General features: G+C 65.8%; 10 protein-coding genes and 1 pseudogene. 4 read left to right on the forward strand and 7 right to left on the reverse strand.

Annotated elements, in window-relative coordinates:
- Window positions 1–68: 68 nt before the first annotated feature.
- From ACZ7CF_RS04245 to ACZ7CF_RS04270, 6 genes and pseudogenes are all read right to left on the reverse strand, one after another.
- On the reverse strand, window positions 69–806 hold the full coding sequence (locus tag ACZ7CF_RS04245) for a GAF and ANTAR domain-containing protein (RefSeq protein WP_470368774.1): 738 nt from the start codon (window positions 804–806) through the stop codon (window positions 69–71).
- A gap of 5 nt (window positions 807–811) precedes the next feature.
- Window positions 812–1,432, reverse strand: coding sequence for a GAF and ANTAR domain-containing protein (locus ACZ7CF_RS04250; protein WP_360401567.1), 621 nt, complete (start codon window positions 1,430–1,432; stop codon window positions 812–814).
- Complete coding sequence (locus ACZ7CF_RS04255) at window positions 1,359–2,714, reverse strand: transcriptional regulator (protein WP_470368775.1); 1,356 nt, start codon at window positions 2,712–2,714, stop codon at window positions 1,359–1,361. Before ACZ7CF_RS04255 ends, ACZ7CF_RS04250 begins: the two co-directional genes overlap by 74 nt.
- Window positions 2,715–3,061: 347 nt before the next feature.
- The gene (locus ACZ7CF_RS04260; protein ID WP_470368776.1) at window positions 3,062–4,387 is read right to left on the reverse strand and encodes a hypothetical protein; all 1,326 of its coding nucleotides are present in this window, start codon (window positions 4,385–4,387) and stop codon (window positions 3,062–3,064) included.
- 577 nt (window positions 4,388–4,964) lie between these two features.
- Window positions 4,965–5,858: a hypothetical protein gene (locus tag ACZ7CF_RS04265; RefSeq protein ID WP_458433570.1), complete on the reverse strand. Its 894-nt coding sequence runs from the start codon at window positions 5,856–5,858 to the stop codon at window positions 4,965–4,967.
- A gap of 914 nt (window positions 5,859–6,772) precedes the next feature.
- Window positions 6,773–7,939: pseudogene (locus ACZ7CF_RS04270) on the reverse strand (IS3 family transposase).
- 702 nt (window positions 7,940–8,641) lie between these two features.
- Here ACZ7CF_RS04270 and ACZ7CF_RS04275 point away from each other — a divergent pair.
- The 4 genes from ACZ7CF_RS04275 to ACZ7CF_RS04290 all read left to right on the forward strand — a co-directional run bounded on the left by ACZ7CF_RS04275 (window position 8,642) and on the right by ACZ7CF_RS04290 (window position 11,470).
- On the forward strand, window positions 8,642–8,947 hold the full coding sequence (locus ACZ7CF_RS04275; protein ID WP_470368777.1) for a hypothetical protein: 306 nt from the start codon (window positions 8,642–8,644) through the stop codon (window positions 8,945–8,947).
- Window positions 8,944–9,570, forward strand: a complete 627-nt coding sequence (locus ACZ7CF_RS04280) for a helix-turn-helix domain-containing protein (RefSeq protein ID WP_470368778.1) — start codon at window positions 8,944–8,946, stop codon at window positions 9,568–9,570. The genes ACZ7CF_RS04275 and ACZ7CF_RS04280 overlap by 4 nt, the downstream gene beginning before the upstream one ends.
- Window positions 9,567–10,517 carry a hypothetical protein gene (locus ACZ7CF_RS04285; protein WP_470368779.1) on the forward strand — a complete coding sequence of 317 codons (951 nt, stop codon included), beginning with the start codon at window positions 9,567–9,569 and terminating at the stop codon, window positions 10,515–10,517. Before ACZ7CF_RS04280 ends, ACZ7CF_RS04285 begins: the two co-directional genes overlap by 4 nt.
- A gap of 209 nt (window positions 10,518–10,726) precedes the next feature.
- A complete protein-coding gene (locus ACZ7CF_RS04290; RefSeq protein WP_470368780.1) occupies window positions 10,727–11,470 on the forward strand; it encodes a hypothetical protein in 744 nt (247 codons plus the stop codon).
- Window positions 11,471–11,495: 25 nt separating this feature from the next.
- On the opposite strand, the gene ACZ7CF_RS04295 is transcribed toward ACZ7CF_RS04290, so the two are convergent.
- On the reverse strand, window positions 11,496–12,728 hold the full coding sequence (locus tag ACZ7CF_RS04295) for an SAVED domain-containing protein (RefSeq protein ID WP_470368900.1): 1,233 nt from the start codon (window positions 12,726–12,728) through the stop codon (window positions 11,496–11,498).
- Between the last annotated feature and the right edge of the window lie 163 nt (window positions 12,729–12,891).

Raw genomic sequence — 12,891 nt, forward strand, 5'->3', positions numbered from 1 at the left:
GTCCGGCTTCCGACGCGCGAAGTGCCCTCGGCACCTCGAACTTACGCCGGTGGGCTGTACGCCGCTTTTTACGGGCGTCGGGGGCTGCTGTCCCTCATCAGCTCGGTGATCTCCGGTGATCGCGATACGACGTGCTGCGCAACCTCTGACAGGAGCTGGTTGCTGTTGCGGGCGTGGGTGCGCATGAGGGAGAACGCGTCCGCGACATCGATCTGCAGGCGCTCGGCCAGGATGCCCTTCGCCTGCTCGATGACGATGCGGCTGTTGAGCGCGTTCTGCAGTTGTTCGGTGACCATTTCGCTGTGCCGCAGCGCCCGGACCTGGAGGATGCTGATCGTCGCGACGTTGGCAAAGGACTGGGCCAGTTCGACCGCGTCCTGCGGGATGGCGCCGGGCGAGGTCCGGAACAGGTTCAGCGCGCCGACGACCTGCTCGCGCAGCCGCATCGGCACCGCGTGCACGGCGGCGAATCCCTGGTCGCGCGCCGCGGCCGTGAACCGGGGCCAGCGCTGCGGTTCCTGCTCCAGGTCGGCGCACTCCACGGGCTGCCCGGTGTGGAAGCAGTCCAGGCAGGGGCCTTCCTCGTCCTGCAGCTGGAACAGTTCCAGCATGCGGGCCTGTTCGGTGGACGCGGCCACCAGGTTCAGCGCACCGCGCTGGTCTGCCAGCAGGATCCCGACCGCGTCCAACTCGAGCAGTTCGACGCAGCGTTCTGTCAACGTCTGCAGGAAGTCGATGGCGTCGAACCGCAGCACGAGCGTGTCCGCCAGCTCGACGAAGGTCTGGGTGATCCGCCGGTCCAACATGTGACTCACCTCTGTTTCTCGAAATCGGTGTCCGGGGTGAATCTCAGTCTGCGCGCGACCACGTCGGCCGCCACCTCCGACAGACGCAGGCCGGCGAGATACGCGTGCGCCCGCAATCTCAGGAACGCTTCCCCGAGATCGGTGTCCAGCTGCACCGACACCATGCCGGTGGCCTGGTGCACCACGCCCCAGCGGCGTTCCGGCTCGGTGGCCCACAGGTCGCCGCCGTCCAGCGCCTCCGGCGCCGCGGTCCGGCCGAGCAGCAGCGCCGTCGCCGTGTCCGCGAACAGCAGCGCGTCCGCGAGCTCCTCCGCCGACAGCGGGCCGTCGACATCCCGGCAGATCTCCAGGGCGCCCAGCGCGATCGCGCCGAGCGTCAAGGGGATCACGAAGATCGCCGCCACTCCCGCGGCGGCCGCAGCCGGGGCGAACACGGGCCAGCGCCGCGCACTCCACCCGCCCGCCAGATCGGATGCGAACACCGGCTGGTTCTGCCGCAGAGCCTCCGACACAGGCCCCTCGCCCACCGTTGCCTGGAGCTCGGCGATCTCGTCACCGGCAGTTCCGGCGACTTCGAGCGGTTGCGCGGTACCGACCAGGTAGACCGCGACACCGGCCGCGTTCAGACCGGTCCGGCAGGCGAGGCAGACATGGCGGACGCCGACGGGCTCCCGCTCGGCCACGGCGATCTTGTTGACCACCGCGAGGATGTCGAGATGCCGATTCGTGCCCATGCCGGTCACTCCTCGCCATTGTGATCCAGAACGAACCATAGCCCTTCACGCCACCGCCCACCGCCTCGGTTGCCGAACCACGGGGACCGGCGCAGAGGTGGAGCTGGGCCGAGCGCGGGAGCTCCGACGGAAACGAGTCAGTGTTGCCGGTGCGGGAGGCCGGCGTATTCGGCGATGCGCGCGATGAGCTCCCGCGCACCGTGTGGGAGCGGTGGCGCGCCGCTTGCTCGCCGAGTGGCCGGATGCGATCGCGGACGCGTGCCGAGGTGAAGGTCTCGGCGGGCGCCAGCGCGCGGAACCCGACAGCTACGCCGTGACCGAGGTCCCGGTCGAGCAGGTGGTTGATCGACAGCAGGACGAGGCTGAACACACGGCTGCGGGCCATGTCGTCGCCGTAGTCGTCGACCGCTCCGGTGAGCAGCGGAATCGCGGTTCGGGCGTGGCGAGGGCTCGTGGTGCGGGCCAGGTCGGTGTGGACGGCGCCGACCATGGCCGACAGATCCGTCTCGGTGAAGAACCCGGCCCAGCTGGGCACATCGGTGTGGCCGGCGGCCGCGAACCGGTCCCTGCCGCGATCGAGCTCGGCGAGCGCCTGACCACCGTCGCCCTTCCTGGCATGGGTCCAGGCCGAGTTCATCGACAGGATGCCGGCAGCGATCTCACCGCCCGGCCCGGCCGCGGCCAGCTGACCCAGCTCGAAGTAGTCCAACGCCTCGGCGAGGCTCCCGTGGTGCAAGCACACGCGGCCGAGCCGGTAGCAGATGTTGGCCACCAGGCCGTTGTGCCGGCCCCGACCGGCGAGCACGAACGCTTGGGCGAAGTGGACACGGGCACTGCCGGCCAGGCCGACGTCGAAGCACACCCAGCCGGCGAGGTTGTAGAGATCGCCCAGCGCCACGTGCAACCGGCGCCGCACGTACTCGGCGGCTGACGCGTCGAGCATCAACCGCCCCTCCCCCATCCGGCGGCGGATCGCGTCGAGACACGCATCGCCGCCTTGGCGGTAGTGCACCAGGCGCAGGGCGTGCGTGTCCGCCTTCAGCTGTTCGACGTCGGGCAAACCGATCGTGCGGGGCGCACGTTCCGCGCCGGGGAAGGATTCCGCGGTGGCCATAGCGGCACTCCTGACAGTAAAACTGGAGAAGTGGTCGCCGCCGGGGTCCAGGACGGTCACACGCCCTCGATGTCCAGCGGCTCACAGGCCACCGAACCGGCGAGGGGACTGCACATTCGTCGGCGTGAGCCGACTGCTACCCGAACACAGCCGAGCTCTTTCCCCCAATGCTGCCACCGAACAGGGCGGCACGCGAACGGGTGAACAGGCGTGGTGCCCGGAGTGGATCGCTGCTGCGCGCCGGCCACGGCGGGCGTGGGTATGGGTGTGAGCAGTGTGAGCCGCACCAGAACCGCAGGATGATGTGCCGTGGACGGAGTTGTCGGCGGCTACAGCGTCCCTGGGATCGCCGAGGGCAGCGGCAACACCGTTGCCGCTGGTGTTGCCGCTGCCCGTTGATACCGCTGTCAGCAGGTGCAGATGCCGCCGTTGTTGACCCCGGCGGCGCCGTTGCCGCCCGCGAGGCCGCTGGCGCCCGACGGGGTGGTGATGATGTCGAGCCCGTCGTTGATGGTTCCGGAGTTCCCGAGACCGCCGGCACCCGCGGCACCGCCGATGCCCCCGGGACCGCCGGGGCCACTGCAGCCGGTGCCGCCGTTGCCGCCACCGGCACCGTTGCCACCCTTGCCACCGGTCGCGGTGATGGTGTCCACGCCGGTTCCGCCGGTCAGGGTGCCGGAGTTTCCGATCCCACCGGCGCCACCGGCACCGCCCACGCCACCAGCGCCACCGGGCTGAACGGCCGCCAGACCGTTGCCGCCCTTGCCACCGACGCCACCGTTGCCGCCGAGACCACCGTTGGCCTTGAGCGAGTCAGCACCGGCACCGCCGCTGATGGTCCCGGAGTTCCCGACCCCACCCGCACCGCCGGCACCGCCGACGCCACCGGCGCCGCCGCCGTAACCGCAACCACCCACGCCACCGGCCGCACCGGTACCACCGGCACCACCGTTGGTGGTCACGTTGTCGAGACCGGCATCACCGAGATCACCGGTGAAGGTTCCGGAGTTCCCGACGCCACCGGCCGCGCCCGCGCCACCGATACCCCCGGCACCCGCGCCACCGGCGACGAGACCGCTGTTACCACCAAGGCCGCCAAGGCCACCATTGCCGCCCCTGCCCGCGGTGAGCACGACAGTGTCGCTACCGGCGCCACCGGTGACGTTCCCGGCGTTACCGACGCCACCGATCCCGCCGACGCCACCATCGCCTCCGGCGCCACCGGCACCGGAGGCGAACCCGGCCCCGCCCTGGCCGCCGTTGCCCCCGTTACCCCCGGCGCCACCGGTGACGATGATGCTGTCCGTGCCCGCACCGGCGTCGATGACACCGGTGGTCCCCACGCCGGCGCCGCCGACGTTGCCGGCTCCGCCGTTGCCGCCGGCATTTCCCGCAGGAGTGCCGGCATTGCCGTTGGCGCCTGCCGGGCCGCTGATGCCCGCCGTACCGACGACGCCGGTGACACTGATGGTGTCGCCACCGGCAAGGCTGTTCACCGTGCCGTTCACGGCACCGCCGGTGATGGTGATGATGTTGTTGCCCGTGGTCCCGGTCAGCACTTGACCGGCGGGGATCCCGGCGGTGCAGGTGAAGTTGGCGCCGCTCTGGGTGCATCCCGGCGGGAGCGCCAACGCCTGCGCGGGAACCAGCAGGGAGAACCCCGCCGCGGTGCCCAAGGCGATGAGGGCCCGACCGGCCCGGCCTGCCGTGCTGATGCGTTCTGTCGATCTCATGATCAACCTTCCACCCGTGAAGAGAATCTGCAGCTGACGCCACGAACTTGCGAGGTGGTGTGATGACCGGGGTCTGGAGCCATTGTCCGATGCCGGAAGATGAGGGCACCGGCACCAAGCAACCCTCGATACGACCGAGCTTTCACGCATTCGACACCGCTGGCAACAGAAGGAGCGGCCGGTCACCCATATGCGGTCAAGTCCCCACTGATGCCGCCACCGACGAGGGCCTCACACCTGGACGACAAAATGCGTTCCGCAAAATGCGTTCCGCAAAATGCGTTCCGCAAATTGCGCAACACCCGTTCGCAGAGGTTTTCGCATTTCTTTTATCACCTGCAAGCGGCGCGACCCCCACCAGCCCGCAAAGGCCTGGTGGGGGTCGCGCAGGTCTGGCTCCGTTATCAGATGATGGGGAGGAGCGCGCCAGCGGCACCGAGGATGCCGGCCACGGCGCCGTTGACGATGCCGATGACAGAGTCGATCAGGCCGCCGATGATGATGATTCCCATGACGAGATCTCCTTGCTGTTGAGTAGAGCATTTACTGGGTCGTGTGCGGTTCGTCCGCGCGATGGTCAGCCGGTGCAGCCGGGCACAGCCGGAACACTGCCGACGCAGTTGTTGGGGGTGTTGGCGGTGATGGGCGAGTTGGTTGCGGTCATGGTGCCGCCGAGGCGGTAGACGCCACCGGCGGTCAGCACCGCGGTGTTAACCGTGACGGCGGTTTGGGTCATGGTGGTCGCGGTGGAATTGACGGCGGCGACACCACCCCCCTCGGAGCCGGTGTTGTTGAGGATGAACAGCGGGCTGCCGGACACACCTGTGGTGCTCAACGTGCCGCGCAGGCCGTTGTAAATGCCACCACCGCGCAGCAGCGCGGTGTTGCCGGTGACGTTGCTCCTGGTGAAGGTCGCGGCGGGCGCGGTGTCCGAGGCGGTGTCGGCGTTGGCCAGTCCACCACCGTTGAGCGTGGCCACGTTCCCGACGAGGCCGCTGTTGGTGAGGGTGACCGCACCCCGGTTGAGGATGCCGCCGCCGTCACCGACGGCGCTGCCGTTCGTGAACACGACCGAGGTCGTCAGGGTCAGACTGCCGGTCGAGCCGACTTCGGCGATCCGGAACGGCAGCGCGGAGGAACGGGTGATGACCGCCGGGCCGATCATCTGGATCGGGGTCGTGATCACCGGCAGCCCGGTGGTCAGACCACCGTGAGCGGAGGTCAACTGATAGGTGCAGCCGCCCGCCAGCACGAGCGTGTCCGAGGCGGGAGTGCCGTTGGCCTGGTTCACCGCCGCGACCAAAGCGTTCTCACTGCACGCCACCGGAATGGTGATGGCTTGCGCGACGGGGGCAAGGGTGACCAGACCGGCAGCCACGATCGTGGCTCCGATCATGGCGTGGAGAGTGGTGCGGATGCGTTGCATGACGAGTTCATTTCCTGAAACGAAAATTGGGGAAACCGCCGACACGAAGGCGCCAACGGAGAAAGACAGAAAGACTGCGGGCAGGGCACCCGATCAGAACGGCCTACACATCGGGCCGTCCACACAAAAGCCTCGGCCCGTGATCTGTGTCCACAATTGTTGTGAACAGGTCACGTCACCGAGGTCCGGGGCAACAATGTTCAACCTACTCCTTCACCGAAGCGATGGGTACCACAGTCCCCCAAATGGCCCCTCCGTCGTACCTCTGATTGCCCCGGCCACGCCGAAGCCAGCTGATCAATGACAGCTGTGCCCGCGACTTCTGCACAGTCTCGGTTTCACGAGTAGCGCAAGAGTCCGCGCGACCCGCGACGCGCGGCAAACACTCGGCTCGACACGGACGTGAAAATCGTGTCTCATAACGCCCGCGTGGTGTCGAAGTCCGCACTGTGCCGCTGAGCACAGAATTCCACATAGGCGATCCCAGGGCATGCTCATCTTACGCCTGTTACATCTGGTCCCCGTCCGCCTCATCGGCTGGCTGATCTTGCTCAGCCGTCCCCAACGTCGAAGGACATCGAACTACTGGTGATGCGGCACGAGGTCGCGGTACTGCGCTGAACCAACCCCGACCGCGCGGTGCTCGCCGCGCCGCCGTCCCCCCGCGCTACGCACGAGACGGCTGGACCCTCAAGGTCAAGCCGGCGGAACACGAGAGGTCGCTCCTCGACAGCGACGCGCAAGCCATCAAAGACTGTGGGGTGCCAGAGCTCTGGACTCGCCGCTGAGCTGCGGTAATCGTGCGTCATCGCCATAGCGGCGGCATGATCGTGAACGTGGCGTTGAGGCTGCTGTACTTCATCTTCGTCCGACTTGTCGGCTGGCTGGCTCTGCTCGGCCCATCCTCGGCGGCCAAAGATGTCGAGTGGGTCTGCTGCACGAGTAGGTGACAGTGGTAGTCACGCAGCCCGGCTGGCTGGCGTGGCCATGATTGCTTCGTATTCGATCGGGGTCAACCTGCCGAGAGCTGCCTGGCGCCTGCGGCGGTGGTAGGTGCGTTCGATTCAGGTCACGATCGCGATCCGCAGTTCCTCGCGCGTGGTCCAGGTGCGCCGGTCGAGAACATTGTTCTGCAGCAACGCGAAGAAGCTCTCCATCGCGGCGTTGTCTCCGGCGGCGCCGACCCGGCCCATCCAACCGGACAGGCCGTGACGAGCGAGCGCGCGGACGAATTTCCTGGATCGAAATTGCGATCCGCAGTCGGTGTGGACCACGCAGCCGGCGACCTCGTCACATCTCGCGACGGCCGTTGGTGAGTGCGGTGACGGCGAGGCGGGACCTCATCCGGGAGTCGATGGAGTAGCCGACGATCCGGTTGGAGCAGGCGTCCTTGACCGCACACAGATACAACTTTCCTTCAGTGGTGCGGTGTTCGGTGAGGTCGGCCAGCCACAGCCGGTTCGGTGCGGTGGCGGTGAAGTCACGGCGCACCAGGTCGTCGTGCACCGGCGGACCGGCTTTCTTGCCGTTGCGGCCGCGTTTCTTGCCGAACGTGCTCCACCAGCCCATGGACGAGCAGATCCGCCACGCGGTCCGGTCCGCCATCGACACACCGGCGTCACGGGCCTCGTCGGCCAGGAACCGGTAGCCGAACTCCGGATCGTCGCGGTGCGCGTCGAACAACGCGTTCGCCCGCTGAGCCCGCTCGAGCTCGATCCCGGTGACCGGCCGGACGCGCCACCGGTAGTACGGCTGTCGAGCGATCCCGAGTACCCGGCACGTCACCGCGACCGGGATCCCGTCCGCGGCCAGCTCGGTCACGAGCGGGTAGAGCCTTTTCCCGACAAGTTCGCCTGCGATAGATACGCCGTCGCGCGGCGCAGGACCTCGTTCTCCTGCTCCAGCAGCTTGATCCGCTTACGCGCCTCACGCAGCTCAGCCGACTCGGCCCGGCTCGCACCGGCCTTGGCGCCTTCCTCGACCTCAGCCTGGCGCAACCACTTGAACAACGTCATCGGGTGAACCCCGAAGCCCTTCGCGATCTGCTCGACCGTCACGCCGGGCTCGCGGTCACGGGCGACCCGCACAACATCGTCGCGGAACTCCCGGGGGTAGGGCTTGGGCACAGCGACATTCTCCTCGGCCAGCTCGTGGTCGCCAACTTCTCTGACGATCTCTGCCTCCACCAGTGTCCACCCGTCGACGCCGCCCCGGCCCCGCCAGCATGGTCTGACACCGGTCGCCCATCGACGAAGACGACCTGCCCCGACAAACCCGTCACCGCCCCAGATGACCGCCGCGCGCGAGGAACGCCGCGATGTCACCCCACTGGCCACAGCCCAGCTCCGCAGGTGCAACTTCCACGATCCATGAGATCACCAGGCTCTGCCGCACTTGGACAACGCCGTCACACGCCGATCATGACCAGGAAGAACACCCGAACGGAGGACACGATTCGCTTAGCCAACGCGACCCCATTTCGCCCCGCGCAAACCGATTCTCCCAAAATCCTCCCAAACACCGGGTTACTGACCAGTACAGACCACTGTGGACAGTCACTTCAAGATCGAAAAATGCGCACGAAAAAGCCCGCTGAACTGGGCTTTCACCCAGAATCAGCGGGCTGATTCAGACCGTCGGGACGACAGGATTTGAACCTGCGACCCCTTGACCCCCAGCGGGACAACGGGTGTCCGCAGCCATCCTGACAGTCCATTTCGGCTGGTCGAGTCTGATGAAAGTCCAGGGCAGGGCCTCCAGTCCCGCCTCGTCCCACCTGTCCGTGAGACATGTGTGAGACAGGGCCCGACCATCTGAGGCCTTCTTCCATGAGCAACACCGTCCGTCCAACCGTTGTCCTGGCGCCGCTTCACCGCGAGCCACGACGCATCCGTCCGCCGTTCAACGTGGAAAGCCACAAGCCTGACGATCACCGTCCTGGCGAGACCAACAATGAATGGCGCGCCCGCAACCGCGCTGACCAAGTCGCCGCGCTTCTTGAGGCACTGGACGGCATCGAGCTAGGCGCACACGACCGCCGGATCGTCGAGTGGCTGGCGGGCTGGGATACGTCCGTGATCGGCACGGTCGCCAGCCTCTTCTACCGCGCTCGCGGCATGGGCGGTGACAGGTGAGCATCGAGGCAATCAACTGGGCGCTCAACCACGCTCCAATCCCCGCCGACCGCAAGGACGGGTCGACGTTGGCGATCACTCTGATCGCGCTCGCCAACCACGCCGGCCCCGATGGCCGTGACGCGTTCCCCTCGGTCGAGCGGATGATGCGCTACACGCGCTTGTCCCGACGCACCGTCCAGCGCTCGCTGCGGTCTTTGGAAGAGCTGGGTTTGGTCCGCAAAGGCAACACCCGCGTGCGGGACGCCCACATCGAGGAAGCCAACTTCCGGCCACAGGTCTACAACCTCGTCCTGTCCGCCCGGCAGTCCACAGGTACCGAGGACGGGCGCCAGGATGACGCCCCATCGACCAGCATGGGGCGTCAACAGAGGCGATTGGGGGCGTCAGCATCAACGAGTTGGGGCGTCATCACGACGCCCGAAACGTCCTTCAACCTTCCAAGGAACCGTCCGTCGTCGAGCGTGTCCGCTGGGCGCTCGACGACACGGCCGGAATGCGGACAATGCGACGCCCGTCCCGGCGACCCAATCTCCGCCCGCGTGATCTGGACCGACATAGACCACACGAGTTCGACTCCTTGCCCTCGCTGCGCTCCACGGCGGTTCGGAGACACCCGATGAACACCGCCATTCCGATGCCCGGCCCAAGCGACGACGAGGTGGAGCGCGCAGTGGCGCAGGTGGAGAAGTACGTAGCTGGTCATGCCTCGATCGCCGAGGTCGCAGTCACCAAGCGAGTCCGCGAGCTGCGTGCCGAAGTCAACGAAGCCCACGCCTTGCTGGCGCTCCAGGCTGACGACGCACCGCTATTGGTCGACACCGACCGCGTTCGGCGTACCCGAAAGCGCTCTGCAGAGGCTGCCCGGCTGCACGCGCTCGCCCAAAACCCTGCTGCACGAGCCTGGCAGGCCGCACGAGTGCGTCGTTCCTTGACCATCGTCGCGCTTACCGCTCTTGTTGGCGCGCTGGGTTGGTCTACGACGGGCGTGCACCACACGCTCACCCGAACCATGACCGAGCGGGACGCGGCGTGGTGGGGAGCATGGGCTGTGGAGCCGGTCATCTCGGCCGTGCTCCTGGTCGCTGTGGCCGCCAAGGCGTACCTCGCAGCACGCGGCCGGACGCTGAAGCACCGACACCTGGCCGCGGTGGAAATCAGCGCCCTTGCGGTGACGCTAACGCTCAACATCTGGCCGTACACCCCGTGGCAGGTCGACCGCTTCGAGCCAATGCAGCTCCTGGCTCACGCCATCGGTCCGTTGGTTGCCATCGGCGTTGTCACCATCATGCCGATCATCTGGACCTCGTTCGCCAGCCTCGACCACGGCCCCCTACCAGTAGGCCCTACTCCTGCCCGGTACAGCCAAAACGCTTCTTACGAGCCGACCACGGCGAAGCAGGCTACCGATGTTCGTACCGCCCTACTTGTGAAGCATGCTCGACGGCTAATCGCCGATGGGCAGCTACCAATCGCACCATCCGCCACACGCTTGCGTGAAGCTCTGCAGTGCGGCACCGACGCCGCTCGCGAAGTCCGCGATGCGCTCCGTTCAAGTGATGCAGGGTGACGGAGTCACCAGTGACGTGCCCTGCTGATCGTTGCCTGCTTTAGGCTCCATCTTCATAGACGACTTGATCGCCTGTGGCACCAACGATCAACATGAAGGCTGGCCACGGAGCTCGCGACCACGATGTTCATGGATGAACACCGTGTGGTGGTCACCCTGGTGAGCGCTTACTCGAGAACAGAGAGCGATGAGAACCGATGATCAGGCACATGTCAGACACGCTGGTCGGGGCTAGCCGGCACTTGCAGAGTGTGTTTGTCGCCATCCTGCTGACTCCGGTGCTGCCCGATGTAGCGGTCGACCTGTTCGGGGATGCAGCCAAGCCAGAACGAGATGCGCTTCTGCGCATCGGGGCGGTCGCAGTCGTCGTTGCGATCTGTGTCGTGGTCTACGCCATCCAGGCAACGCGCGCTCGCCGAGATCTCGCGCGCCGAGCTCGTGCTCCCCTTGGAGCACTTGACCGTGCAGACCTGCTGATCGTCGCGATCAGTCTGCGCCGAGGCGGCCACCTGCCGTACGAACGTGTGTCGCGACGTTCGCGTGCGATGGAGGTCGTGGAGTTTCTCGTTCATTCCGTTCGCCCTCAGACTGTTCTGGGTGTCGTGTCACCGGACGTTGACAGAGAAATCGTCGACAATCTATCCAACGAATTCGATGCTGACGGCATTGCTTTTGTACCGGTGTACATCACGGATGCATACGACCCTGCGGTTGTGATCCGCGAAGCGGCCGGCGTCACGGCGGCCGCTCGCGAGCTCAAGATCGAAGGCACACATATCTTGGTCGATGTCACCTCAGGAACCGTCGCGATGAGCTTGGCAATGATGCGCGTCGCTAATGGGCTTGGTGCACGCTGCGCAAGCGTGTCGTCCCGTTTCCGCAACGGAGCCAGGGTGCCCGGCGAGGTGTCTGGCCATCAGTTTGATCCACGGCTGGTCATCGAACCGTCGTGACATCCCGTTTTAGCGAACGCGAACTCTAAGCGTCGACGCAGAACGCAGGCGTGTACCCATGTCCTGGACCGAGGTGCTCGTAGACGGTAGTCGGGGCTAGCCGGTTCCATCGATGTCCCAGCAGAAGCGCCAGTCCCCCTGGACCCGCAAGGAAAAGGTGTATGCGATCAGCAGGACACTGCTCAAGCTCAAGTCGGACGGTGTTTCGGACGGCCTGAGCATAAGCAACAGCTTCGCCGGCACTGCCAATCGCCTGATCATGCGCGCCGCCAGCAGGAGTCAAAGTGATCAAGCCTGCTACATCGATCGATTGGCCACGAATGTAGTCGACGACAGCGCGCGTCGGATCAACAGCAATCCCAACCGCAACGGCCAACGCGCGCCCAGGTCCGATCTCCGTCCTCTTCAGACCCAAACCCGGCACGGGCACGAAGGAAGCGTTGCTAGCCCACAGGTCTCGTTGTTGCAGGTAGCTGACTGTGCGACCCGTGACTTGAGCGAGTTTGGCGCCTACAAGGAAGAAAGTTGCCTGCCTCATGGCACCACGCACGAGCACATCGCGGACACCATCGTCACGAAGTCGCCTAACCGCCACCTCAAGCTCGCTGTCCATATCAGTCCATTGATTCTGCGAGATCGGCGCAGCACGACTCATTGGACTGACGCCACGGTGACAATCAACCCAATCAAGGACCTCCGTTGCGTCTTCGGGATGCGGGTCTCGATCGATGGCTTGAACCAGCAATATCGCGCTTCGCTGACCTCGCTGAAGACCCAAAGCGGCGATCTCCTGCCTGATCTCCTCTGCGGTCAAAACGCGTCGACCAGCGCGTACCCAGCCAGCGGCCGCCGCGATTCCTACTTCAAGGGCAGCATCGTCATGACGGAGTCCCGCAGCAAGCATGAGCACTTGCGCTCGATCGCGCTCTCCCCCCACAGTGAAACCTGTGCGGAACACAAGGTGGTCGAGCATCTCCAGGAGCTCTTCCTGTTTCGCCGCTACGTGGTCAGCCCACGCCGCCAACTGCATGCCAGCCGCGCTCTCGTTAGAGGCGAGACGTGCATACGGCACGACAAGATCGGTCCGCCCGTCGATCTTGCTGAGCAAGGAATGCTGCGGGTCAAGAACTCTGTTCGTGAGCAGTTCAAGCCTTGGTGGCCGACTCGGGTCTCGCAAGAGTTTGTAGCTGGAAAACAACTTTTCCAGAACCGACCTACCCTTGCGAGGGCGGGATGTAAGAAATCCTTCATCCACCATGAGAGACGTAGTCGTCGCCCACTTCACCTGCGTGAAATGATCACCTAGTCCAAGTCGGCGCAGAACAACATCATCAACGTTGCCAGCCCCGTTGATCTCGATTTCCAGCTGAGTGAAGGAGCCATGAGGTTGAACAACCCGAAGCGCTGAACACCACGTCACG

Source organism: Lentzea sp. NPDC036955, assembly GCF_055608005.1.

Coding starts and splice junctions, on each gene's coding strand:
- ACZ7CF_RS04245 (WP_470368774.1), bottom strand. CDS start 806: ATGTTGGACCGGCGGATCACCCAGACCTTCGTCGAGCTGGCGGACACG.
- ACZ7CF_RS04260 (WP_470368776.1), bottom strand. CDS start 4,387: ATGAGATCGACAGAACGCATCAGCACGGCAGGCCGGGCCGGTCGGGCC.
- ACZ7CF_RS04275 (WP_470368777.1), top strand. CDS start 8,642: ATGAGCAACACCGTCCGTCCAACCGTTGTCCTGGCGCCGCTTCACCGC.
- ACZ7CF_RS04285 (WP_470368779.1), top strand. CDS start 9,567: ATGAACACCGCCATTCCGATGCCCGGCCCAAGCGACGACGAGGTGGAG.
- ACZ7CF_RS04290 (WP_470368780.1), top strand. CDS start 10,727: ATGTCAGACACGCTGGTCGGGGCTAGCCGGCACTTGCAGAGTGTGTTT.
- ACZ7CF_RS04295 (WP_470368900.1), bottom strand. CDS start 12,728: ATGGTGGATGAAGGATTTCTTACATCCCGCCCTCGCAAGGGTAGGTCG.